Source organism: Faecalibacillus intestinalis (assembly GCF_003024685.1).
GTDB classification, from domain to species: domain Bacteria; phylum Bacillota_I; class Bacilli_A; order Erysipelotrichales; family Coprobacillaceae; genus Faecalibacillus; species Faecalibacillus intestinalis.
On record NZ_PYLQ01000002.1, the window covers coordinates 77,864 to 100,386 of the forward strand.

Annotated in this window: 27 protein-coding genes and 1 pseudogene; 7 read left to right on the forward strand and 21 right to left on the reverse strand. The window is 29.1% G+C overall.

Annotated features, from left to right (window positions below; all coding sequences use genetic code 11):
- Nucleotides 1-46 precede the first annotated feature (46 nt).
- Nucleotides 47-784 (reverse strand): helix-turn-helix domain-containing protein, encoded by a 738-nt coding sequence (locus C7U54_RS01935; protein ID WP_107029127.1) that lies wholly within the window; start codon nt 782-784, stop codon nt 47-49.
- Between the two features lie 157 nt (nt 785-941).
- Between C7U54_RS01935 and C7U54_RS01940 the strand changes: the two genes are divergently transcribed.
- Nucleotides 942-1,622 carry a DUF6198 family protein gene (locus C7U54_RS01940; protein WP_022002478.1) on the forward strand — a complete coding sequence of 227 codons (681 nt, stop codon included), beginning with the start codon at nt 942-944 and terminating at the stop codon, nt 1,620-1,622.
- 47 nt (nt 1,623-1,669) lie between these two features.
- Here the strand turns inward: C7U54_RS01940 and C7U54_RS01945 are convergent, their stop codons facing one another.
- Genes C7U54_RS01945 through C7U54_RS01965 form a run of 6 tightly spaced genes read right to left on the reverse strand, consistent with a single transcriptional unit; the run spans nt 1,670 to nt 5,151 of the window.
- Nucleotides 1,670-2,086 carry a flavodoxin family protein gene (locus C7U54_RS01945; protein ID WP_107029128.1) on the reverse strand — a complete coding sequence of 139 codons (417 nt, stop codon included), beginning with the start codon at nt 2,084-2,086 and terminating at the stop codon, nt 1,670-1,672.
- Between the two features lie 2 nt (nt 2,087-2,088).
- On the reverse strand, nt 2,089-2,310 hold the full coding sequence (locus C7U54_RS01950; RefSeq protein ID WP_106987508.1) for a hypothetical protein: 222 nt from the start codon (nt 2,308-2,310) through the stop codon (nt 2,089-2,091).
- A 13-nt stretch (nt 2,311-2,323) separates the two neighbouring features.
- Nucleotides 2,324-3,007 carry an acetylxylan esterase gene (locus C7U54_RS01955; protein ID WP_206603565.1) on the reverse strand — a complete coding sequence of 228 codons (684 nt, stop codon included), beginning with the start codon at nt 3,005-3,007 and terminating at the stop codon, nt 2,324-2,326.
- Nucleotides 2,971-3,327, reverse strand: a complete 357-nt coding sequence (locus tag C7U54_RS14815; protein ID WP_206603566.1) for an alpha/beta hydrolase family protein — start codon at nt 3,325-3,327, stop codon at nt 2,971-2,973. Before C7U54_RS14815 ends, C7U54_RS01955 begins: the two co-directional genes overlap by 37 nt.
- The gene (locus C7U54_RS01960) at nt 3,327-4,307 is read right to left on the reverse strand and encodes an aldo/keto reductase (RefSeq protein ID WP_107029129.1); all 981 of its coding nucleotides are present in this window, start codon (nt 4,305-4,307) and stop codon (nt 3,327-3,329) included. The genes C7U54_RS14815 and C7U54_RS01960 overlap by 1 nt, the downstream gene beginning before the upstream one ends.
- Nucleotides 4,308-4,311: 4 nt before the next feature.
- Nucleotides 4,312-5,151, reverse strand: a complete 840-nt coding sequence (locus C7U54_RS01965) for an oxidoreductase (RefSeq protein WP_107029130.1) — start codon at nt 5,149-5,151, stop codon at nt 4,312-4,314.
- A gap of 108 nt (nt 5,152-5,259) precedes the next feature.
- Between C7U54_RS01965 and C7U54_RS01970 the strand changes: the two genes are divergently transcribed.
- Nucleotides 5,260-6,117: a LysR family transcriptional regulator gene (locus C7U54_RS01970; protein ID WP_107029131.1), complete on the forward strand. Its 858-nt coding sequence runs from the start codon at nt 5,260-5,262 to the stop codon at nt 6,115-6,117.
- Nucleotides 6,118-6,134: 17 nt separating this feature from the next.
- Here C7U54_RS01970 and C7U54_RS01975 read toward each other — a convergent pair whose 3' ends face one another.
- The 6 genes and pseudogenes from C7U54_RS01975 to C7U54_RS02000 all read right to left on the reverse strand — a co-directional run bounded on the left by C7U54_RS01975 (nt 6,135) and on the right by C7U54_RS02000 (nt 12,673).
- Nucleotides 6,135-6,440, reverse strand: coding sequence for a PTS sugar transporter subunit IIB (locus C7U54_RS01975; protein WP_022002470.1), 306 nt, complete (start codon nt 6,438-6,440; stop codon nt 6,135-6,137).
- Nucleotides 6,433-7,695, reverse strand: a complete 1,263-nt coding sequence (locus C7U54_RS01980) for an apiosidase-like domain-containing protein (RefSeq protein ID WP_022002469.1) — start codon at nt 7,693-7,695, stop codon at nt 6,433-6,435. The genes C7U54_RS01975 and C7U54_RS01980 overlap by 8 nt, the downstream gene beginning before the upstream one ends.
- Nucleotides 7,696-7,728: 33 nt before the next feature.
- Nucleotides 7,729-8,994 (reverse strand): PTS sugar transporter subunit IIC, encoded by a 1,266-nt coding sequence (locus C7U54_RS01985; protein ID WP_022002468.1) that lies wholly within the window; start codon nt 8,992-8,994, stop codon nt 7,729-7,731.
- Between the two features lie 136 nt (nt 8,995-9,130).
- Nucleotides 9,131-10,123: a LacI family DNA-binding transcriptional regulator gene (locus C7U54_RS01990; RefSeq protein WP_022002467.1), complete on the reverse strand. Its 993-nt coding sequence runs from the start codon at nt 10,121-10,123 to the stop codon at nt 9,131-9,133.
- A gap of 136 nt (nt 10,124-10,259) precedes the next feature.
- On the reverse strand, nt 10,260-11,744 hold the full coding sequence (locus C7U54_RS01995) for a glycoside hydrolase family 1 protein (RefSeq protein WP_107029132.1): 1,485 nt from the start codon (nt 11,742-11,744) through the stop codon (nt 10,260-10,262).
- 83 nt (nt 11,745-11,827) lie between these two features.
- Nucleotides 11,828-12,673: pseudogene (locus C7U54_RS02000) on the reverse strand (aldo/keto reductase).
- A gap of 82 nt (nt 12,674-12,755) precedes the next feature.
- Here C7U54_RS02000 and C7U54_RS02010 point away from each other — a divergent pair.
- Nucleotides 12,756-13,163: a MerR family transcriptional regulator gene (locus tag C7U54_RS02010; protein WP_107029135.1), complete on the forward strand. Its 408-nt coding sequence runs from the start codon at nt 12,756-12,758 to the stop codon at nt 13,161-13,163.
- A 178-nt stretch (nt 13,164-13,341) separates the two neighbouring features.
- Here C7U54_RS02010 and C7U54_RS02015 read toward each other — a convergent pair whose 3' ends face one another.
- From C7U54_RS02015 to C7U54_RS02030, 4 genes are read right to left on the reverse strand one after another with little or no spacing between them, the layout of a single operon-like run.
- Nucleotides 13,342-13,680 carry an MFS transporter gene (locus tag C7U54_RS02015; RefSeq protein ID WP_370807448.1) on the reverse strand — a complete coding sequence of 113 codons (339 nt, stop codon included), beginning with the start codon at nt 13,678-13,680 and terminating at the stop codon, nt 13,342-13,344.
- A 59-nt stretch (nt 13,681-13,739) separates the two neighbouring features.
- The gene (locus tag C7U54_RS02020) at nt 13,740-14,555 is read right to left on the reverse strand and encodes an aldo/keto reductase (protein ID WP_107029137.1); all 816 of its coding nucleotides are present in this window, start codon (nt 14,553-14,555) and stop codon (nt 13,740-13,742) included.
- Nucleotides 14,548-15,267, reverse strand: a complete 720-nt coding sequence (locus C7U54_RS02025; protein WP_107029138.1) for an SDR family oxidoreductase — start codon at nt 15,265-15,267, stop codon at nt 14,548-14,550. The genes C7U54_RS02020 and C7U54_RS02025 overlap by 8 nt, the downstream gene beginning before the upstream one ends.
- A gap of 9 nt (nt 15,268-15,276) precedes the next feature.
- Nucleotides 15,277-16,383 carry an aldo/keto reductase gene (locus C7U54_RS02030; RefSeq protein ID WP_107029139.1) on the reverse strand — a complete coding sequence of 369 codons (1,107 nt, stop codon included), beginning with the start codon at nt 16,381-16,383 and terminating at the stop codon, nt 15,277-15,279.
- A gap of 329 nt (nt 16,384-16,712) precedes the next feature.
- Between C7U54_RS02030 and C7U54_RS02035 the strand changes: the two genes are divergently transcribed.
- Both C7U54_RS02035 and C7U54_RS15480 read left to right on the forward strand, forming a co-directional pair.
- Entirely contained in the window at nt 16,713-17,021 is a 309-nt protein-coding gene (locus tag C7U54_RS02035; RefSeq protein WP_107029140.1) for a transposase, read from the forward strand.
- On the forward strand, nt 16,984-17,136 hold the full coding sequence (locus tag C7U54_RS15480; RefSeq protein WP_107029141.1) for a transposase: 153 nt from the start codon (nt 16,984-16,986) through the stop codon (nt 17,134-17,136). The genes C7U54_RS02035 and C7U54_RS15480 overlap by 38 nt, the downstream gene beginning before the upstream one ends.
- A gap of 162 nt (nt 17,137-17,298) precedes the next feature.
- Here C7U54_RS15480 and C7U54_RS02045 read toward each other — a convergent pair whose 3' ends face one another.
- Nucleotides 17,299-18,423 carry an MFS transporter gene (locus tag C7U54_RS02045; protein WP_107029142.1) on the reverse strand — a complete coding sequence of 375 codons (1,125 nt, stop codon included), beginning with the start codon at nt 18,421-18,423 and terminating at the stop codon, nt 17,299-17,301.
- A gap of 95 nt (nt 18,424-18,518) precedes the next feature.
- On the opposite strand from C7U54_RS02045, the gene C7U54_RS02050 reads away from it, so the two are divergent.
- On the forward strand, nt 18,519-19,526 hold the full coding sequence (locus tag C7U54_RS02050) for an AraC family transcriptional regulator (RefSeq protein ID WP_241522556.1): 1,008 nt from the start codon (nt 18,519-18,521) through the stop codon (nt 19,524-19,526).
- A gap of 32 nt (nt 19,527-19,558) precedes the next feature.
- Here the strand turns inward: C7U54_RS02050 and C7U54_RS02055 are convergent, their stop codons facing one another.
- From C7U54_RS02055 to C7U54_RS02065, 3 genes are all read right to left on the reverse strand, one after another.
- Nucleotides 19,559-19,933 (reverse strand): desulfoferrodoxin family protein, encoded by a 375-nt coding sequence (locus C7U54_RS02055; protein WP_107029143.1) that lies wholly within the window; start codon nt 19,931-19,933, stop codon nt 19,559-19,561.
- A 109-nt stretch (nt 19,934-20,042) separates the two neighbouring features.
- Nucleotides 20,043-20,486, reverse strand: a complete 444-nt coding sequence (locus tag C7U54_RS02060) for an Rrf2 family transcriptional regulator (protein ID WP_107029144.1) — start codon at nt 20,484-20,486, stop codon at nt 20,043-20,045.
- A 93-nt stretch (nt 20,487-20,579) separates the two neighbouring features.
- A complete protein-coding gene (locus tag C7U54_RS02065; RefSeq protein WP_107029145.1) occupies nt 20,580-21,095 on the reverse strand; it encodes an SDR family NAD(P)-dependent oxidoreductase in 516 nt (171 codons plus the stop codon).
- Nucleotides 21,096-21,803: 708 nt separating this feature from the next.
- Between C7U54_RS02065 and C7U54_RS15655 the strand changes: the two genes are divergently transcribed.
- Nucleotides 21,804-22,499, forward strand: coding sequence for a recombinase family protein (locus tag C7U54_RS15655; protein ID WP_455550745.1), 696 nt, complete (start codon nt 21,804-21,806; stop codon nt 22,497-22,499).
- Nucleotides 22,500-22,523 lie beyond the last annotated feature (24 nt).

Sequence of the window (22,523 nt, forward strand, 5' to 3'; positions counted from 1 at the left end):
TATGTTACAAAAATTATAACATTTTCATAAAAAAAATACCTTGGTATTACCAAGGTAAATGATCTATATTAAGTTTTTCATAATTTATATTTTGACTTTGATAATAATGAACTTGATGATTCTCATCATCAAGGATTTTAATGATATTATTTTTAAGTATGACAATCGTTACTTTTATATCACCTTTTTGACTCATAATATAAAATTCATATTGTTTTTCTTGATTATCTTGATTAATATAAGAAATTGTAGGATTATTTGAAAATTCTGTTTTAATTGTTTTAATCTTTTTAAAATCATTAATATTTAAATAATCACAAAATTGAATAACTTTCTTTTGTGTCAAACCACCAGAATACATAACCACTAACGAAGCAGGTTCACGATAAGCTAAAGCCAATTGGTCACCTACATAATAATCACTGCATAATCTTTGGATGATATTATTATAATTATTTTCATATTTTTGTTGTTTTTGGACTTTATACATACCAATTAATGTAATTGCAAAAATAAAACAAACAATACTGATGATAAAAATATCTTTTCTTTTTTTCTTTCTTTTTTGAATAATATATTCATTGCTTTGAAGAAGTTCTTCATAGTCTAGTTTTAAAATAGATGTTATCTTAGCAAGTAAGGTAATATCAGGATAACCTCTTCCTGTTTCCCATTTACTAATTGTTTTGTTGCTGACTTTTAGTAAATCAGCAAGTTGACTTTGAGTGTACCCTTTTTTAAGTCTTGCATTTTTTATTGTTCTAGCAAATCTATCATTATCCATATACCTTACCTCCTACTTTAACTATACATGAACCTCATTGAAATAGAAAGAAAATGACTATCTACCAATTGTAGACATGTTTAGAAATGTTTCCAATTTGGAAACATTTTTAATTTTATAGATAAATGCTTCTATAATGCGTGGTGAGGTGATTAAAATGAAAAAAAGAAGAATAAATAGTGAGATATTGTATTTAATTGCAATATTAGTTTTATCATTTTCAATAGACTTACTGACTATTGCAAACATGGGGTTATCTGCTATAAATGGACCCGCTTATATTTTAAGTGAAAAAGTTTATTCACTTACTTATGGGCAAGCAGAATATATTGTTGAAGGGATTATTTTTATCATTTTTTGTATTTTAATGAAGAAATTTAAAATGACATATTTGAGTTCTTTTATCACAGGTGTTTTATATGCAACAATGGCAGATATTTGGAAAATAATTATTCCTTTCTTTCAAACTCAAAATGAAATATGTTTTCAATTTCGTATTGTTTATTTTTTTATAGGTTTTATACTTTCAGCAATGGCTGTCGCTATGTTTTATAAATCTTATTTATATCCTCAAATCTATGATTTTTTTGTTCAAGAAATATCAAAAAAATATCATATTACTTTAAAAATATTTAAAACTTGCTTTGATTGTACATTCCTTATTTTATCTTTTATCATGTCTTTATTCTTATTTCATGGAATTGTTGGTATTGGTATAGGAACTATTATTGTTGCTTTGTTTAATGGAACATTCATCAGTTTTTTCAAGAATTTTCTTGATAAACATTTTATATGTATTCCAAAATTCACCAAACTTGAAAAATATTTAAAGCTATAAAAAAGGCTATAATGAAAACCTAAAAGCTAGGTTTCTTTATAGTCTTTTTATTCAGCAATCATCCCTTTATAGTTCATACCATAAAGTTTAGCAAAACGACTCATTGTATATTCACCAGCCGCTAATTGTTCCTTTGTAGGTGCATATCCTTGGAAAACAAAATACATATCTTTTCCTTGTAATAAACATTCATCTACATAACCATAAAAACGATCTAAAACATTACGAATAGCTCCTGACATACTATGCCAATAAAGTGGTGAACCAATAACAATTGTATCTGCTTGTTTCATTTGTTCAATAACTTCATCTAATTGATCATCTTCAAAGTTTTGACCATAACTGCAGATTTTATAATCAACTAGATTTAATGTTTTAAATTCTTGATCTTTTAAGAATTTTTTAGTAAGTCTTACAGTATTTCCATTTTTATTAGGACTTCCATTAATAAATAAAATACTCATTTTTATATCTCCCTATAACTTATATATAATTGTGTTTCATTTCTAATAATTTTATAGTGTTTAATAATATTAATTAATAAATTAATTTGATATTCTTCGATATCACCTATCAAATAAAGTTGTTCATTTGACAATAAGGGTTCAAAAGAATAATCATTAAGTTGTAATAGATTTATGATTTCATCTTTTTGTTTGCTTAGACAAACAATAATTGCTTTTTGCATTTTTTCACCAACTTTATTTATAAAATATATCTAATTTTTCAATTGCTTCTTTTACAACACTTTCTTTGTAATACGTTTGTATATGGGTTGCATCTTTAAGATAATAAAGTTCTTTTTCTTTTGTCGTAATCGCTAGTTCAAAAGCTTGTTCACTCATATAATTTGTATCAGCATGATCTCCAACCATCATTAATAATGGTTGATCAAGAAGATACATAAATTGAACTGGATCATAAACCATCAAATCCATCAAGTTTCTTTGTAAAAAACATGAATGACTATTAGGATGAAAATGTGTTTCTACATAATATTCATAACCTTCTCGATACATTTCAATTGGTAATTGATGCCCTACTTCTGGTTTCATCTCTGTCATATTCGCATTATAAATCAAAGTATCTTCATTTAATTCTTTTTCTCGAATAGAAGCAACCTCATGAAGTCTTTTTAACACGGTATCAACTTGACTGTTTTGAAAGCCTTCACGTCTAACCACTCCCATATTAAACATAGAGACAGTAGCTATTTTCTTTAAACGTTTATCCATTTGTCCACATGAAAGCAGATAGCCTCCACCACCGCAAATACCTAAACCATAGATACGTTGTGAATCAACACCAGGAAATGAGAAGATAACATCAATCATCCCTCTAATATCTTCTATGCGATAATAAGGAATATCTTGTTGTCTTGGCATTCCTTCACTTTCACCAAAAAAATAGGATCACTTACAATTGTTATATATCCTTTTTCTGCCAATCTTTGTGCATATAAGCCCGCAGTTTGTTCTTTGACTGCTCCATTAGGAACAGCGATAACAATAGCAGGATATCGTTTATCTTTACTATAGTTTTTTGGTGTATAGATATTAGAAGCAATTTTTATGCCATTTAATTGATAAGTAATTGGATATATTTGAACTTCATTTTCTTTATTTTCAGTTATAGCATTTTCATAAACCAATCCAAAAGGATTAGAAGAAAAGGGAAAAGCTTCCCTTTTATCTAATTGAATCATTAATGACCTCCAAACACTTTAAATTCCATTGTATTTAATTTATCATCAATTGTTTTAACTTCTTCTTGACTTAATTCAACATTACCTGCTTCAAAGTTAGATTGAAGTCTATCAAGTTTTCTTGATCCTGGAATTGGAATAATGAAATCATATTTATTAATCATCCAAGCAAGTGACATTTGTGCATTTGTAGCATGATGTTTTTCACCAATTTTAGATACGACTTCTAATAATTCATTTGTCTTTTTAATTCCTTCTTCGCTATATTGTGGCATATCAGGTCTAAAGTCTTGTTCCCCACTACCGAAATCTTTTTTTGATTGATAAGCTCCTGTAAGTGCTCCATTAGCTAAAGGAGAGAAAGCAACATAAGTAATACCTAATTCTTTACATACAGGCATTAAGTTTTCATGCCATCTTGCCATCATTGAATATCTATTTTCAATAACAGTTACTGGACATATAGCATGTGCTCTTCTTAAGTATTCTTCATTTACTTCTGAAATACCCCATGCTTTAATCTTTCCTTCTTCCATTAATTCTTTCATCACACCAGCAACAACTTCTGGTTCTACATTAGGATCAATTCTATGTTGATAGTAAATATCTACATAATCTGTTTGTAATCTTTTTAATGATCCTTCAATTGATTGTCTAATTTTTTCAGGTGTACTATCAAATTCAAGATGATCTCCTTTATGTGTTACTCCAAATTTAGTACATAAAACAACATCTTTTCTAAATGGTTTAATAGCTTCACCTACCACTTCTTCATTATAAGCAATGCTTCCATCAGGATTAATTCCTGTATAACATTCAGCTGTATCATAGAAATCATACCCCATTTCATGCGCTTTTCTTAAAATTTCTACAGCTTCATCTTTTGGTGTTGGTACACCACTAGCATGAGATAACCCCATACATCCTAGCCCAATCGCATTTACATACATATCTGTCTTTCCAAGTCTTACTCTTTTCATCTTTCTACTTTCCTTCCTCATAATCACATGAAGCTGATACTTCAGCCCATTTATCTAATTCTGCAATTTTTGCTTCTAATGTTGATTTAACAGCTGTTACAGCAGCTTTACCTAATGTTAAGATTTCAGGTAAATCATCATTATGAACCACTTCTACAATCACTTTACCTGCTTTATCTGGATCTCCAGCTTGTTGATGTTTATTTTCAAAGTTACCAGGTCTTGATTTACCTACTGTTGCTTCATAATCACCAATTTGAGCTTTTGTTCCTTGTAAAGATTTCCCATCATAGAATCTTGTTCTAAAAGCACCTGGTTGAACAACCATTGCTTTAATTCCTAATGGAGCAAGTTCTTTCATTAAACCATTTGTAAGTAATTCTAAGGCTGCTTTACTTGAAGCATAATATCCTGAACCTACAGCGGATCTTGCTGCTGCAATCGAAGTTACATTTAGAATATAGCCTGATTTTTGTTCTCTCATTTTAGGAAGAACGGCTTTAATTAATTCAATTGGTCCAAATAAATTAGTTTGATATAAAGTTTGAACTGCTTCGATTTCTCCTTCTTCTACAGCACTACGATAACCATATCCTGCATTATTAACAAGAACATCAATTGTTCCAAATTTATCGTATGCTTCTTTTACAGCGTTTTTAATACTATCTTGACTACATACATCTAAAGAAACAGCTAAAGCCGTTTCTGGATAAGCTTCTACAATATCCATCACTTTATCTTTATTTCTTGCCGTAACAATTGCTTGATCCCCACTTTCTAAAACAGCTTTCGCAATTCCTTTTCCAATACCACTTGAACATCCTGTAATTAACCATGTTTTCATTTTTTAGTTTCTCCTTTTTACACACATATTTTATTTTTTTATTACTTAAAAGTACAATACCAATAAAGAAATGTGCTATAATTTAAACGCATAGTAGGAGGTCATTATATGATAGAACTTAATCAACTTGAACAACTTATTTATATTGCTGAGAATAAAACAATTTCTAAAGCTGCCAAAGAATTATTAATTTCACAACCAGCCCTTTCACGCTCTATGCAAAGATTAGAAAGTGATTTAGGAGTAGAACTCTTTGATCATTATAAAAATAAAATTGTTCTTAATAAAAATGGTGAATTAGCTGTTAAGCATGCTCAAAAAATCATTAAAAGTATTCAAACAATGATAAATGATGTACAAGATTATGATCAATCATTTCATCGTATTTCTATTGCAACTTGTTCTCCTGCACCCATGTGGGATATTGAACCTTTAATTAAAGAACTTTATCCACAAATAACAATTCAAACAGCCGTTATTAACAAAAAAGATTTACTTACAAAATTAAAAGAAAAAGAGTATCACCTTGTGATTACTCCTGAATATATTGATGATTCTCAATATTTTTGTATTCCTTATGTTGAAGAAGATCTTTTATTATCATTACCATTAAATCATCCTCTTGCAAGTAAAAAAGAAATTAAATTTCATGATTTAGATGGTCAAACCATGCTTCTTTATTCAAATATTGGTTTTTGGCATGATTTACATATGCAAAAAACCCCAAAAACTAAATATCTCTTACAAGAAGAACGCCTTACTTTTAATGAAATTGTCAAAGCATCAACACTTCCTTCTTATACTTCTAATCTTTCTATTAAAAGAGAGGGTAAGATGTCTGATCGTGTAATTCTTCCCATTAATGAAGAAGAAGCCCATGTCACTTATTATGTTGTGATGCTTAAAAAAAATAAGAAAAAATATAAAGATCTCATTGATAAAATTGATCATTATTATGATTATTAAAAAAGAGCAGTGTATTTTTATTTCTTACACTGTTCTTTGCTTTCTATAATAACATCTAACAAATCATTTATATGATTAATTTGTTCATTTGTAATTACTTTTGTTTCAATAGGTTTCAATAATTTACTTATATTTTTAAAATTATATCTAATTTGCGGCATAAGTAAAACTAAGTCATAATTACCTATTACTTTACTACAATCTTCTGTATGAAATGCTTCAACTTCTATGTTCAACTGCTTTTTTTCAATTTCTTCTTGCAAAACATGACAGATATTTTTTGCTGAAATTGAAAACGAACAAATTATCGCAACTCTATACATCTTTTTCTAAAATATATAATGCATCTCTATTAAAATATGTCATTTTAATAATGCTTGTCTTTCCATTAATTGTTTGAAGTGGTGAAACATATCTTCTTGTTAAATCAATTGCAATTGCTTTATAGTTTGATAAATCTAAATTTAATTCAATGTCAATATTGTGTGGAACATATAACACAATTTTATCATCTTTTCTAGCAATTCTAATTTCTGGATTTTCTTTTACAAGTAGTTCTTGTATAGCTTTTAACCCATATAAATCATAAGTTTCAAATATATATTTTATATAACCATAATCCCAAGCACCATCAAAGCATAAAGCTTGTTGCCAACATTTAGGAGTCGCAAATCCTTCTCCCAACGAAGCTTCAAATCCTTTATTTGTAGTATGCCAACTATAGATTCCTGCCGCTCCATAAGTAATTCCAGCACTGGCTCCAGAAAGTAAAGACATCCATGCAGCTCTAATGATATCTTCTTTACTCCATCTTCCATACATTTGTCTAGAATATCCCATATCTTCATAACATGGTTCACTATTTATTACTGGTTTACCTTTATATTTATCTGCCATTTCTTCTGCAAGTAAGTAAGGCATTCCTAAGTTTTGAGCATTATGACCACTTTGATAAAAACATAAATCCAAATATGAATAAAGATTATCTGGTATATATGTATATCTTCCTTTTATGTGTGTTGTATATAAACAATTAGGTGCTAATTCTTTTATTTGTTTAGCACATTTAACATAATATTCAATACATTGTTCTGTATTAAAATCAGTATCTCCACTAATAATATAAAGTGGTTCATACTTTGTAAATGTTTCATGAATAATATTTATATAATTGTCAATACAATCTATTGGCATAATACCTTTTGAATAAAATTGACTTGCCCATGTATCAGGAACAAAATTACACCACATTATAACAAGCGCTAATTCAAAGCCTTTTTCTTTAGCACGTGCGCACATTTTATCTGCATGCTCAAAATAAGATAAATTTAATTTTTTATAATTATATTTTCCATCAATAACTTCAAAAGGTTCATAACATAAATCTGTGGCGGATGCGTCCCATTGAGGGAGGATGTTGATTTGTAATGTGTTAAAACCTTGTGATTTACGATAATCTAAATAATAATCCCAATCATTATCTTTAATATTTGTAAATGCAGACCAGCATGTATCTGCTAGGTAAAAAAATGGTTTCCCATTTTTCATTAGAATATTGTTTTCTATTGTAAGTGACATAATTTTCCTCCTATTTATTTTCTGTTGTAAATGCTATTCTACGGTAGCTTCTAAACTTTGTTCTTGTTCATATCTTTGTTTATCAGAAACTTTAAAGAATGGATACCAAATTAAACATCCAATGAAAATACATACAACTTGTAAAATTGCAGCTTGCCAACCCCCAGCAAGTAATGGTTTTAAGATAATTGGCATACACCATGGTACTTGTACACCTGTAAATCTTGGTACTAAACCTATGTACATACTGAAATAAGCAACTAATGTTTGTACAATTGGTGTTAGAATAAATGGTATTGCCATTAATGGGTTCATAATTAAAGGATAACCAAATACAACTGGTTCATTAATTGTGAATAACCCAGGAATAATACCTAATTTCCCCATTGTCTTATTTTGTTTTGATTTAGCAAATAATAAGATAACGATACATAATGATAAAGTACCTCCTGCACCACCAATTCCACTAAAAGTATCATAGAATGTATTACATAAAATATTTGGTAAAGCTTTACCAGCAGCATATGCTTCTAAGTTAGCTGTTGCCATAGGTAAATATACAGCAGTAATTACACCACTAATAACATTTGATCCATGAATTCCAAAGAACCATAAAAGCATTTGTACTAAAATTAAAACCACTAAAGACCATACACTTCCACCTAAAGAATTTAAAGGTGTCACAATAACTGTATAAACTAACTGTGTAAATGAACCATAAGGAGTAAATGAGAATATTGTAGCCACAGCAATGAAAATTAATCCTACTAAGATTGCTGGAATTAATGCTGTAAATGTATTAGCAATCATTGGTGGTACACCATCTGGCATTTTAATTTTTAATTTATCAACATTCATAAATGCACAATAGATTCTTGTAGCTATCAATGCAGCAATCATTGCACCGAATAAACCTTTAGCACCCATAAATTCCATCATCAATCCACTATCTTTTGTTAGTGGTGTAGTAATAAAAAATGCAAAAACTGAAATTAATCCTGCTGGAATTTGATCACATTTAAAACTTCCAGCTAAACGATATCCAATTAAGAATGCTGCATAAATTGATAAACAGCTTGTTGTTACTGTTGATGCAGCTAAGAAATAAGTTTTAACTCCTATTTTTTCAATAAATTGTAAATAAGGATCAAATGGGAATACCCCTAAAAGACATCCAATTGAACCAATAATCAAGATAGGTAATGTCCCCATCAATCCTTTAGAAATAGCATCTAGATAAACATTTGATGCAACCTTAGATGATAGTTCCAAAGCTTTATTAACATATTTGTTATCCATTTTATTTTTCCTTCCATCTCATACATATTCTAGTAGTGTTGCAACTCTCTACAACCAAAAGTATAATGAAAGTGGTTTCATCGGTCAATACTCAAACTAAATTTTTATTTAAGTTTTAACTAAATATTTTACTTATTTATTTAGTGCTATCACGTTCTATTATTTCAGTACTTACCATTATTTTTAATGTATTTTCATTTTCAGAAAATTTCTCTATCAATCTTTTTACTGCAACTTCCCCTAGATATCTTTTATTTACTCTGACAGTTGTTAATGATGGTGTTGAATAACTTGCAAATGAAATATCATCAAATCCTGTTATTGGGACATTGACATTAAGCTCTTGCATAGCTCTTATAGCCCCCAATGCAATATAATCATTAACTGCAGCGAAGGCATCTGGCATCTCATCTTCTCCATTTATAAGTTCTACTAAGTAGTCCTTAAAATCTCTATAACTATCATCTATCGTTGGTTGAACAAAGGCTTCTAATTCTGGAACTACATTTAATCCATTATCCATCATAGCTTGTAAATAACCCATTTTTCTTTCTTTAAAGTTATTTATTTGATTAATAGAATTAATCAATCCAATTCTTTTATACCCTTTTTTAACTAAATAATTTGTTATTTCATACATCCCATCTCTATTATTAATAGATAAAAAATCACATTTTTGATTTGTATAAGCATTATCGATAATAATATATGGTATTCTAAAATTTTCAAATCTTTCAACATCTTCTAACTGCATTTCTGTTCCTAAAAGAATTAATCCGTCACTTTTTGAAACATCATCAAGTTGTTGTATTTCTCCTATCTGATCACTATCTATATATATAATATTTAATCTATAATCTTGTTTCGTTGCCTCATTTTCTAAACCTCTAATCAATTCAGAAAAAAAAGGTGTGTCACCAACAACTCGCTCTTTTTTACTATAAATAACAAGTGTCAAAATACCTGTCCTTTTTCCAGTTTTAAAATATCCTAATTTTTCTGCCACTTCTATAATATGATCTCTTTTTTCTTTACTAATAGATCCTTTTCTATTATTAAGTGCATTGCTTACTGTTCCAGGAGAAACTCCTGCTTCTTTTGCAATTGCAGCTACTGTTACTTTTTTCAATATAATCACCTCTTCTTTGATTATATCACAATAAACAAATAACTAAATATTTATTATCTTTATTTACCTTTAAAATAAAAAAAGATATGATATTTTTAAGATTTCACTTTTTAAAAATTATCATATCCATTATTTCCTAATCTAAATCATTTCCATGAGATTCGATTACTTTTTTATACCAATAGAATGAATCTTTTCTTCTTCTTGATAAATCTCCAGTACCATCATCGTATTTATCAACATGGACAAATCCATAACGTTTTGCTGTTTCACCTGTAGATGCTGAAACTAAATCAATACATCCCCACATAGTGTATCCCATTAAGTCTACACCATCTTCATTGACAGCTGCATCCATAGCTTTAATATGATCTCTTAAATAATTAATTCGATAAGTGTCATGGATTGAACCATCTTCTTCAATTTTATCAAATGCTCCTAAACCATTTTCCACAACAAATAATGGCATTTGATAACGATCATATAATCTATTTAATGCATTTCTAAGTCCTGTTGGATCAATTTGCCATCCCCAATCAGAAGCACTTAAATAAGGATTCTTTAATCCAAGTGATAAGTTTCCTCCACCTGCTCCTTGATATTGTTCAGGATTATATGCTGCAACTTGTGACATATAATAAGAGAATGATAAGAAATCAACTGTTCCTTCTTTAATGATTTCTAAATCACCATCTTCAATTGGAAGAATAATTCCTTCTCTTTCAAATTCTTTTAATCTATAACTTGGATAGTATCCTCTACATTGTACATCTGTATAGAAAATATTATTATGAGTATTTTTCCATGCAGCTAATGTATCTTCTGGATGACATGTCATTGGATAAGTTAAAGTATAAGCTAACATACATCCAATTTTAAAATCAGGATTGATTTGATGTCCTAATTTAACAACTTTAGCACTTGCGACAAATTGATAGTGTGCCATATTGATCATTGTTTGTTTATCTTTTGTAAGCACACCACCTTCCATCCATGGTGACATTTCAATACAGTTAATTTCATTAAATGTAAGCCAATATTTAACTTTATCTTTATATCTATTAAAAACAACTTCACAATATCTTACATAACAATCAATTGTTCTTCTATCAGCCCATGAATTCCAAGCTTCAGTTAAAGCAAGTGGTGTTTCATAGTGTGATAATGTAACTAATGGTTCAATACCATATTTTAAACATTCATCAAAAACATTATCATAAAATTTTAATCCTTCTTCTAATGGTTGTTCACCTTCCGTACCTCCATTAGCGAAAATTCTAGACCAGGCAATAGATAATCTAAAACATTTAAATCCCATTTCTGCCATTAAAGCAATATCTTCTTTATAATGATGATAAAAATCAGTAGCTTCATGATTAGGATATAAACAATCATCAAAGCATTCAAAATGATCTACATCTTCATAATTAGCCCCAACAAACATAGGTGCTTTTACTTTTTCACCTGCTTTATTAACAAAAGTAATACAACGAGGTTCTGTATGTGTTCCATTAGTAATAACATCATCACTCGATTTACCACGTCCTCCTTCATTCCATCCACCTTCATATTGATTTGCAGCTGTTGCTCCACCCCATAAGAAATCTTTTGGTAAACTCATTAATATTTCCTCCTTTAGTTTGTATTTATACTATATCATAAGATAAATAATTATTGTTGTATGTTCATTATTAGAAAATACTTTTACATATTTTCTAACATACTTTTTGTTCTTTGATAATCCTGTGAAGGTTTTGTATTATACTCTAATAAGTCGAATGATGATAAATATGACATTTCTTCTTCATTTAATTGAAAGTCAAATAAATTTAAATTATCTTTCATATATTGTTTTTCCATCGGACGTGTAATAACACTTATTCTATTTTGTACAAGATATTTCATCGCAATTTGTCTTGTTGTTTTATTATACTTTAATGCTATACTTTTTACTTTATCATCTTCATAAATAGGCAAAGTTTCTTCTTTACCAAAGACTTGATATCCTTGTAAGACTGTTCCTTTTTCATTCATAACTTCTAACATTTGTTTTCTTTGACATCTTAAAGTAACCTTTATTTGATTAACAACCGGAATAATTTTATTAAAATGAACTAAATCAAGATATTGACTCTCTTGATAATTAGATATACCAATACTTTTAATGAATCCTTCTTCATACATCTTTTCAAGTTCACGATAAGCATGATATGTATTCCCATAAGGCCAATGAATAAAAACAAGATCAAAATAATCTGTTTGTAGTTTTCTCATTGATTCTAATAAAGACTTTCTAACTTATTCTCCTTCAAAGTTTGTAAACCATACTTTTGTCGTTAAAAAGATTTCATCTCTTGGAATTCCAGCTTTTCTTAAAGCACTGCCTACAATTTGTTCATTTCCATATATTTGAGCACAATCAAACAAACGATAACCTTCTTCATAAGCTTCTTTTAATATTTTTGTACACTCCTCTTCATCAAAAATATTCATTGTTCCAAAGCCTAATAATGGCATTTTTAAACCATTATTTAATATAATATAATCCATATAATTCTCCTTTACATCTATTATTTTTTTACTACAATAGAATTGTAATACCCTCGTGTAACTCGAGGTCAAGGAGAAAACAATGTATACATTAAAACAAGCATGTCAAATATTAAATTTAACTGAACATACTATCCGCTATTATACAGATATCGGTATTGTAGAAGTAAAAAGAGATAAAAATAATCATCGTTTATTTGATGAGCAAGCACTCGATTGGCTTAAAGGAACTAAATATCTAAGAGAACTTGGAATGTCTATTCAAGATATCAAACTTTTTCATGAATTATGTAAAAAAGAAGGCGATCAAGCAATTCAAGAGCGTCTTGATATTTTAATAAAACAAAAAGAAAAAGCTGAAGAAGAACTTGAAGCGGCAAAACAACGTCTCCAATTTTTGAATCATAAAATCGAAAAAGAAAAAAGGATTCTGAATCATCTTATTGATGATAATCAAAATCCAAGTAAAAAAATATATACTAAAGATTAATACTTACTTTACTTATGAACAATTGCGTTCCATTGTGAATAAAAAATTATTTCTTTATATATCTAGTTGCTGTACTTTTTCCTATCATTCCAAGTAATCCTTCTTTTCTCATTTTGCTTGTTTTTCTATTGTTTTTACATCTTTTGTACCAAATACTCCTAAAGCACATATAAGAATACTAACAACAAAGAATAAAACCATACTTATGTTTTGATACAGTTACCATTCTTTCAATAATTGGATTAATACCATTTAAAAGAGCTAAAACAACACTATAAACAATAGCAATCAAATAAATATTATGAACCAAAATAAAACTAAAACCAAAAATAGATGAAATAACTAATAAAATCATATTTACTTTCTTTTTATCATATCGATCACATAAATCACTAATAAATGGTCGGGTTATCATAGATAAAATATAAGAACATGATACAACAAAACTTACTTCACTTGCTTTATCTTTATCCATTAAATATACTGAAATAAGTCCAGAAAAAACAAAGCCATAGATAAATAATAAAACATATACATCAAAAAATAACTACCTTCGTATTTTTTTATGATTGTCTCCTAAAAATCAAAATTATCTGGATCAGGTCCTGTTCTTTTATGTTGATTTAATTGATTAATTAATTCAACATCTTCATTTTCTAGTACAAAATTAAAGAGATCTATATTTTCTTTAATTCTATTTTCATGAACTGATTTAGGTAATATAACAATACCTTTTTGTAATAACCATCTTAAAATAATTTGTGCCGATGATTTTTGATATTTATTAGCAATTTCTTGAATTTTTGGATTGTTTAAACAAGCTCCACTTCCTAGTGGTGACCATGCTTCAACACCAATTTTATTTTCTTTACAATATTGAATTGTTTCTTCATCAACCATTTGCGGATTAGTTTCTATTTGATTAATACTAGGAACAATGTGAACCTTTGATAATAGATTTTGAAGATGTGATTTTCTAAAGTTAGAAACTCCTATACTTCTAGTTAATCCTTCTTTTTGTAATTTTTCCATTTCTAAATATGCTTCTACATAACCTTCAGCTGGCCAATGAATCAAATAAAGATCAACATAATCTAATCCTAAGTTTTCCAAACTTTTCTTTAAAGCTTCTCTCGTGTTACCACTACGAACATCATCATTCCATAATTTTGTTGTAACAAAAATTTCATTTCTTGGTATACCACTTTCTTTGATTGCTTCACCAACAGCTTTTTCATTATGATAAACTGCAGCTGTATCGATATGGCGATAACCATTTTTTAATGCTGTCAAAACTGCATTTTTTGTACCTTCATGACTTTGCCACACACCTAACGCCACTACTGGCATTGTTAAACCATCATTTAATTTAATTCTTGTATTTTTATTCATAATCTTCATCTCCTAATTTCCATCCATAATCGTTGTGATATATCATTAATTTTGTCATTCCACCATCAACACAAATATTTTCACCTGTAATAAATCCAGCTTCTTCACTACATAAAAAAAGTACTAAATGAGCAATATCATCAACTTTACCCACTCTTTTTACAAGATGTTGATTAACATCACTTCCTTGATATTCTTTATTTTCTGTATCGATCCATCCAGGAGAAATACTATTAACTCTTGCCTTTTTAGAAAGCGAAACAGCCAAGGCATGAGTTAGTGCTGAAAGACCACCTTTAGCTGCACTATAGCTTTCACTTTGTGGTTGTGACATACGATCTCTCGTTGATGAGATATTAATGACGCATGCATCTTCATTTAAATAATCTTTTAATAATTTTACTAACATAAAAGGACCTGTAACTCCTACTTGTAATGCTTCATTGAATTCTTCATAGCTACAACTATCAATTCCTTTAAATATAGGCTTAGCATTATTAATAATATAATCTACATGTCCATAGTCTTTGATAACCTTATTTGTAAAACATATTAGATCCTCTTTATTCCCTATACTCCCTACAAAATAGCCATTATCTAAAACATCAATTATACAAACATGCGCCCCTTGTTTTTCAAACGTCTCTTTAATACACCTTCCAATTCCTTTTACACCACCAGTTAATACAACAACTTTATTTTCAAATTTCATTTTCATTCCTTATTTATCAAAAACATTTGATACTTCTTTTAATAAAGAAATAATTTTAAGATGTTGTGGACAAACACCTTCACATTGACCGCATTTAAGACATTGATTCGCCTTTGCATGATCATCACTTGTATGATCTTGATACCATGTTTGATAACGTGAACTTTCACCATAAAGTATTTGACTGTTATAAGCTGTAAATAGATCTGGAATTTGTATATTTAAAGGACATCCTGGTGTACAATAACGACATCCTGTACATGGAATAGTTGGTTTAGATAAAACTGTTTTTGTTACTTGATCTACAAGTTTATATTCTTCATTATTTAAGGGCACAAAGTTTGACATTGTTGCTAAATTATCATTCATTTGTTCAAGCGTTGACATTCCTGATAAAATCGTCATTACACCTTCCTTAGATGCTATAAATCTTAAGGCCCATGAGGCAATTGATTTTGAAGAATCATAATTTTTATAGATTTGTTCAATATCCTCACTAAAACTTGCAAGTGTTCCACCTTTAATTGGTTCCATGACCACAACTGGTTTATGATGTTTTCTAGCAATCTCTAAATTTTTTTTAGATTGAATAACCCCATTATTCCAGTCTAAATAATTGAGTTGTAATTGAACAAAGTCTACTTCTGGATGTTCTGTTAGTACTTGATCTAAAAATTCAGGTGTATCATGAAAAGAAAAACCAATATTTTTAATTTTGCCTTGCTTTTTCATTTCTTTAATAAAATCAAAACAATGATATTTTTCATAGGTAAGATAGTGTTTCTTTTCTATACTGTGTAATAAATAAAAATCAAAATAATCAACACCACTTAACGACAATGATTCTTCAAAGATTCTTTGAACATCATTTTCATCTTTTAATTTCCATGCAGGTAGCTTATCAGCTATCGTATATGCTTCTCTTGGATAGCGTTCAACTAAAGCTTTTTTCATAGCTTTTTCACTACCAGCATAAGCATAAGCTGTATCAAAATAAGTAAAGCCTGATTTCATAAAAGCATCTACCATAGTATTTACTTTTTCTTGAATAATTGTTCCATTTTTATCTTTTGGTAATCTCATTAAACCAAAACCTAATTTTGAATTTGATAACATTTTTCTCTCCTCTTTCCTTAATCCACTTATAGTTTAAAAAAGAACTCTTTTCCTTACAATATTTCATCATTCAATTAAAATGCCATTTTAGAAAACACATCTTAAAATTATTATTTTTGTAAATAAAATTTACATTTCCTAATTATGATAATGATTATTTTATAAATACCTTTTTAAACTTCTTATGATATCTTTTCTTCAAAATAAAAAAAGATATCATAGGAGTGAGGTGAAAAGATGAAACATATTTATTTGGAAACATTATTTAATAAAAGAAAAAAGATTCAAGGATGGTATAATTCTTAAAAAAATAGATTAAAAAAAACAAAATGAAAAGGACACAAGGAGAAAGAATTATCTATCCAGTGGGAGAGGAATTCGATGTAGAGAAAGTAGTAAAAGATACAAGAAGTGAATATGAACGTATCAATATAACATTTATAAATCATCATTGTGAAAGATGCTCACTGAGAGGAAAATATACAAAATCAAAATTTGGAAGAGAAATAACACATATTTTCCAGATGGAAGAATATCAAAAAGAAGCAAGAAGAAATGTGAAAAGCGGTGAAGAATTAAAGCTGATGTTTCAAAGAAACAATGAAACAGAAGGAACATTTGGAGACTGGAAAAGCTAACCAAAAATATGACAGATTGTATCGTCGAGGAGAAAATGGTGTAAAATTGGAGATATATCTGGTGGCAATAGGTCATAATATAAGGAAATATCATAGCCAAAAGAAAATAAAATGAATTAAAAAAGCGGTAGTTCTTTTTAAGTACATCAAAAAAACAAGTTCACATTGAAAAAAGTGAATACGATGATTTTGATATTTCTTTAAGAAAATAAAAAGAAAGGCTGTAACCTTTCGAAAGTTGTTAAAAATCTACTTACTCGTTACAACACCCCCCCCTTTATTTTTTTATTACTCTTTTCGAGATACCAAAAATAAGAATAAGAATAATATATAAAATCCCAGTAATAATAAATTGACTATTTAACGAAGAGGTAAAATGATTTAAAAGCACACCATAATAAGGTGTAATAAAAGACCCTAAACTTTGTAATATTAAAAGTGCTGTTGTTCCAACACTACCATAGATTGCTACTTTTTCCTGTAAAAAGGGAACAAAAGCCATATAACCATAACCAAGCAAGAATGCTGATATATAAACAATCCATAAATTATGAATACATCCTGCTAAAATAAATGATACTGCACAAATAATATAGAATAAAATAAGGGAATGATCTTTTAATCTATTATAAATAGTGCCATACATAGCGCCTGCAAGAAGTGATCCAATAGAAATCAACATAATAACAGTAGAGCCATCTCTAACACTTCCATAATGATTAATTGTAATTAAAGAAGAGCCTTTAATTACAAAGAAAGTTGCAAAATTAACAGACATAAAAGACAAGATTGAATAAAAAATTATTCTTTTATAATTCACTTCTTGCTGAACTTCTTTTGAATTTTGGCTATCTTTTGCATTAGGAACATATTTTAAAACAAAAAAGAAAATCAAAAATGCAATAACATATACCAGAAAAGAAACATGCCACCCATAAGCAAGTAACATTCCTGCTACATAAGTCGTTAAAAAACTACCTAATCCTCCAATTGATCCTTGTAGTCCAATCATTTGACTTCTTTCTTTTCCATCAAATAAACTTGCAATCATAATTAATAAATTAGAATTAATCATTCCTACCCCAAAACCAAAAATAGCTCTTGAAATAAGCATGATATATACTTCTTTAATAAAATAAGGAATAATTCCACCTATTCCACAAATAAGCAATCCTATTAAAAGTGATGTCTTATGATTCATTCTTTTTGCTAAAAAACCATTTAATAAAATAGCAAGCATTACAAATAACGAAGGAATTGTTGTCATTAGCTCAATCGTAGATAAAGCAACATTTTTAAAATTATCTGCTATAGCTGGAATATTTCCAGCAATTGCATTTTGACTTGCTGTTACTAAGCAACAACTCAATATAGCTATTTTTAATATCATTTTTTTATTCATATTTTCACCTCACTAGCATTATATCAAGAACCTAATGATTAAAATTAATCATTTAAATAGACTATTTTTAATATATAATAGATATGGTGATAAAAATGATAAATAAACTAATACAATTTGATTTAGATGAAAAACTCTTTAGAGAATATTACTATTTAGATAAAACATCTAAAAACATTCAAGACTTCAAACTAAAGTATCAAGATGATGCTTATAATTTAAATATTGTTCTAAATCCTGAAATTCTTCAAACCCATAGTTTAGAAGAAGATTATTTTGAAAAAAATCAAGATATAATTATTTTAAAACATCCCCGTTACATTCCTTTTTTTATTCATGATCATGATTATTTTGAAATCATATATATCCTAAAAGGAAATGCCATTCAAACGATAGAAGATAAAGTAGTTGAATTACAAGCTGGTCATCTTTTCTTACTAGCCCCTCAAATAAAACACGGTATTAAAGTTTTTAATGATGAAACAGTCCTATTAAATATTTTAATTAGAAAAAGTACATTTCTAGATACATTTTCTGATTACATGAAAGAATATGATATAACTTTTGATTTCTTTTTAAGTCATTACTATGCAAAAGATAAAATCAGTTATCTTCATTTTCATAGTAAGCAAGATATACAAATACAAAATATTATTTTACAAATGTACGAAGAAAATAACATGCAAGATTCTTATTCGAATACAATTTTATGCCATTTATTTTCTTTATTGCTTGCTTACATACAAAGAAAAACTCAAGAAAACACTGAAATCACAACAAATATCGAAAAGAATGAAAACTTAAAAATCATTCAATATATAAACGATCATTATAAAACAATTTCTTTAGAAAAAATAAGTCAACATTTTCATTATTCAATTCCTTATTGTTCTAAATGGATAAAAGAAAAGACTGGTTATTCTTATTATGAATTATTAACACACATTAAATTACAAAAAGGCAAACAATTATTACTTAATACAACTTTATCAATTTCTCAAATTTCTAAACAACTCAGTTACAAAAATCCCGAATCTTTTATTCGTACCTTTAAAAAATACGAAGCCATAACTCCTCAAGCATATAGAAAAAATGAACAATAAAACCTATTGTTCATTTTTTCAAACATCGAATATTAAGCTTTCCATAATCCATGTAGATTACAATATGCATAAACTTCTTCCACTGTTTCATTATCACAAAGTTTAAAATCAACCGCTGGTTTTTCACCAGGTTTTAAATATTTTCTTTGAATGCCTTGATCTGTTTTTAAAGAAATCCATTCAATCCAATGTTCTGCAAACATTGGATGTTCAACTTCTCCTACTTCAACATGTACAAGATCACCTTCTACTGTATAAACTGGTACATGTTTTTCAACAGCTCCATCTTCAATACCAGCTTGGAGTTCTTGCATCACTTCACCACAACATACAACTGGTACTCCTTTGTCTTCAACTTTTTCAATAATGTTTCCACAATGTTTACAAATATAAAATTTTTGTTCCATAGCCTTTTCCTTCTTTCATTATCTAGTAATTATTCCTATTTATAATATACTCCATTATTCACTAAATAACAAGAAAAGTACATATTTTTACAAAAAAAAGTAGTTTGCACTACTTCATTTCCTGTTGAACATAAAATCTTGTATCTTCAATAACATCTTTTAAAGTAATGGAAGATAATTCATCTTCCATTGCTTTTTGTACTCTCATTAATTTATTATCTAAGATATTATGTATATTCTTTCCTACTGGACAATTATTATTGGGATTTTCATGAAAATGGAATAATTCACCATTTTCTACACATTCTACTGATTGATAAATATCAAATAACGTAATTTGATCTAATGGTTTAGCAATCGTAGTACCTCCTGTTCCTCTTTGAACATTTAATAAATGACTTTTCTTTAAAGAAGAAAGTATTTTTCTAATGATTACTGGATTGACATTAATACTTGTAGAAAGAAAATCACTTGTTATCTTTTGATCTTTTCCAAAGGTATCGATACACGCAAATATATGAACAGCTATTGTAAATCTACTTGAAATTTGCATAACATATTCCCCTTTCGTTTTTATCTTACAAAACACAAATTGTAATGTCAATCATTACATTTGAATCTTATTCATCAAAGTTTGTTTGATCACTTATATCTTTCCATTTTTTATTTCATTAATTTGATCAGATAAAATTTTTACTACTAAATTTGTTGTACCTTTACCTAAAAGAATCATTTTAGGATAATCTTCTTTTTCAATTGTTGAAACAATGACTTGAGCTGCTTTATAAGGATCTCCTTTTTGACCAAATGGATCTTGAGCTAATCTTTGACGTGCTTCCTTAATTTTCGCATAATCATCTATACCTCTATCTTCACTAGGAATATGTGAAACCCTAAAATTTGTTCTAAAAGGGCCTGGTTCAACAATCATTACCTTTATTTCTAAAGATTCTACTTCATCCCTTAAAGAAATACTCATCTTTTCTAATGCCGATTTGCTTGCTGAATAATAACCACTTCCACCATTACATGTCAATGCTCCTAATGATGAAATATTGATAATTGCGCTAGATTTTCGTTTTCTCATTTCTGATAAAACTTCTTTAATTAGACAAACTGGTCCTAAAAAATTAGTATTAAATAATTCTTTTACACCCTCCAATTCGCCCTCTTAATGATCTTTATCAGTTAATTAATCAAGAATTTTCTAATATTCATTATGAATCAAAAGTCTGTTCATCTGAAGAAGACTTAATAAAAGGATTATATAATGAGGCGTTTCAACTCATTATTCTCGATGAAAATGTTATTTGCCACTCATGGTGTAGTAAGTTTGAAGAGACTTCTTAATCACTCAATTTTAGAGAATGGGAGCTCCAAATTGATTAAAAAGTCTCTTGAGGCTTATTTTTTTACCTCAAAGGGCAAAATTGTACTTTTTTAAAAACATTTCAAAGCAATACGACTTTTTGTGTATAGTGTAAGAAACTTTTTTACCGACACGAAATCCAGGAAAATGAGAAAAGTTATGTTGCGATCCTGTAAAAAGGCGTCTGAGCAATGGGTTATGTGTAAGGAATTTTTTTCGGTTTCTTACACGAACCTTGGAAACAGAATAGCCTGCCCATAGGGATACCAGATTTTTTCTGGAAATACGTCCCGGAAACATCAGAACCCGGTACAGGAACGGATATGGGGTGAGAACAGGAGCCAAATTAGAGAAAGGGGGGGCGTCAGAGGATGGCACAGACACAGGGATTCATGACAGCGTTGTATGAGCGTCTTAGTCGTGATGACGAATTAAACGGAGAGTCCCAATCAGAAAAAGCTTCTGGAGCAGTATGCAAAGGAACATGGCTTTACAAATCTGATTCATTTTACGGATGATGGAATTTGCGGCACAAGATTTGACCGCCCCGGCTTTCTTGCCATGATGAAAGAAGTGGAGTCCGGGAAAGTTGGGACGATCCTGATTAAAGATATGAGCCGAATGGGAAGGGATTATCTGAAGGTTGGGCAATATATGGAACTGCTTAGACAGAAGAATGTGCGTCTGATTGCAATGAATGAGAATGTAGATAGTTTTCGGAAGGATGATGATTTCACCCCATTCCGAAATATTATGAATGAATGGTATGCAAGGGATACCAGCAAGAAGATTAAATTAACCTTTAAGGCAAAGGGAAAATCCGGCAAGCATGTAGCCAGCACAACACCATACGGTTACTTAAAATATCCGGAGAACCCTGACCACTGGATTGTTGATGAAGAAGCAGCGAAGATTGTACAGCGAATTTTTCATATGACCATGGACGGGCGTGGACCGTATCAGATTGCAAGGATTCTGAAAGAGGAACAGGTGGAGATTCCGGCAGTGCATATGGCGAAAAAGGATGCAGGGTTATGGAAAGGCAGGGTGGATGAAATCAAAGATCCTTATGGATGGGGTTCCTCCACTGTTGTAGGGATTTTGAAGAAACGAGAGTACCTTGGTCATACGGTGAACTTTAAAACCAGAAAACATTTCAAGGATAAGAAAAGTCATTATGTCGGGGAAGATCGGTGAACAGTATTCGAGGACACACAGGAA

Bases quoted from the DNA above. Each gene is read 5' to 3' on its own strand.
- C7U54_RS01935 (WP_107029127.1), bottom strand. From the start codon at position 784: ATGGATAATGATAGATTTGCTAGAACAATAAAAAATGCAAGACTTAAA.
- C7U54_RS01975 (WP_022002470.1), bottom strand. From the start codon at position 6,440: ATGTATAGAGTTGCGATAATTTGTTCGTTTTCAATTTCAGCAAAAAAT.
- C7U54_RS02025 (WP_107029138.1), bottom strand. From the start codon at position 15,267: ATGAAATTTGAAAATAAAGTTGTTGTATTAACTGGTGGTGTAAAAGGA.
- C7U54_RS01985 (WP_022002468.1), bottom strand. From the start codon at position 8,994: ATGGATAACAAATATGTTAATAAAGCTTTGGAACTATCATCTAAGGTT.
- C7U54_RS01955 (WP_206603565.1), bottom strand. From the start codon at position 3,007: ATGCCAAGACAACAAGATATTCCTTATTATCGCATAGAAGATATTAGA.
- C7U54_RS01950 (WP_106987508.1), bottom strand. From the start codon at position 2,310: ATGCAAAAAGCAATTATTGTTTGTCTAAGCAAACAAAAAGATGAAATC.
- C7U54_RS02050 (WP_241522556.1), top strand. From the start codon at position 18,519: ATGATAAATAAACTAATACAATTTGATTTAGATGAAAAACTCTTTAGA.
- C7U54_RS02010 (WP_107029135.1), top strand. From the start codon at position 12,756: ATGTATACATTAAAACAAGCATGTCAAATATTAAATTTAACTGAACAT.
- C7U54_RS01940 (WP_022002478.1), top strand. From the start codon at position 942: ATGAAAAAAAGAAGAATAAATAGTGAGATATTGTATTTAATTGCAATA.
- C7U54_RS14815 (WP_206603566.1), bottom strand. From the start codon at position 3,327: ATGATTCAATTAGATAAAAGGGAAGCTTTTCCCTTTTCTTCTAATCCT.
- C7U54_RS01970 (WP_107029131.1), top strand. From the start codon at position 5,260: ATGATAGAACTTAATCAACTTGAACAACTTATTTATATTGCTGAGAAT.
- C7U54_RS01960 (WP_107029129.1), bottom strand. From the start codon at position 4,307: ATGAAAAGAGTAAGACTTGGAAAGACAGATATGTATGTAAATGCGATT.
- C7U54_RS15480 (WP_107029141.1), top strand. From the start codon at position 16,984: ATGAAACAGAAGGAACATTTGGAGACTGGAAAAGCTAACCAAAAATAT.
- C7U54_RS02020 (WP_107029137.1), bottom strand. From the start codon at position 14,555: ATGAATAAAAATACAAGAATTAAATTAAATGATGGTTTAACAATGCCA.
- C7U54_RS01995 (WP_107029132.1), bottom strand. From the start codon at position 11,744: ATGAGTTTACCAAAAGATTTCTTATGGGGTGGAGCAACAGCTGCAAAT.
- C7U54_RS01965 (WP_107029130.1), bottom strand. From the start codon at position 5,151: ATGAAAACATGGTTAATTACAGGATGTTCAAGTGGTATTGGAAAAGGA.
- C7U54_RS02045 (WP_107029142.1), bottom strand. From the start codon at position 18,423: ATGAATAAAAAAATGATATTAAAAATAGCTATATTGAGTTGTTGCTTA.
- C7U54_RS01945 (WP_107029128.1), bottom strand. From the start codon at position 2,086: ATGAGTATTTTATTTATTAATGGAAGTCCTAATAAAAATGGAAATACT.
- C7U54_RS02055 (WP_107029143.1), bottom strand. From the start codon at position 19,933: ATGGAACAAAAATTTTATATTTGTAAACATTGTGGAAACATTATTGAA.
- C7U54_RS01980 (WP_022002469.1), bottom strand. From the start codon at position 7,695: ATGTCACTTACAATAGAAAACAATATTCTAATGAAAAATGGGAAACCA.
- C7U54_RS02030 (WP_107029139.1), bottom strand. From the start codon at position 16,383: ATGTTATCAAATTCAAAATTAGGTTTTGGTTTAATGAGATTACCAAAA.
- C7U54_RS02060 (WP_107029144.1), bottom strand. From the start codon at position 20,486: ATGCAAATTTCAAGTAGATTTACAATAGCTGTTCATATATTTGCGTGT.
- C7U54_RS02035 (WP_107029140.1), top strand. From the start codon at position 16,713: ATGAAAAGGACACAAGGAGAAAGAATTATCTATCCAGTGGGAGAGGAA.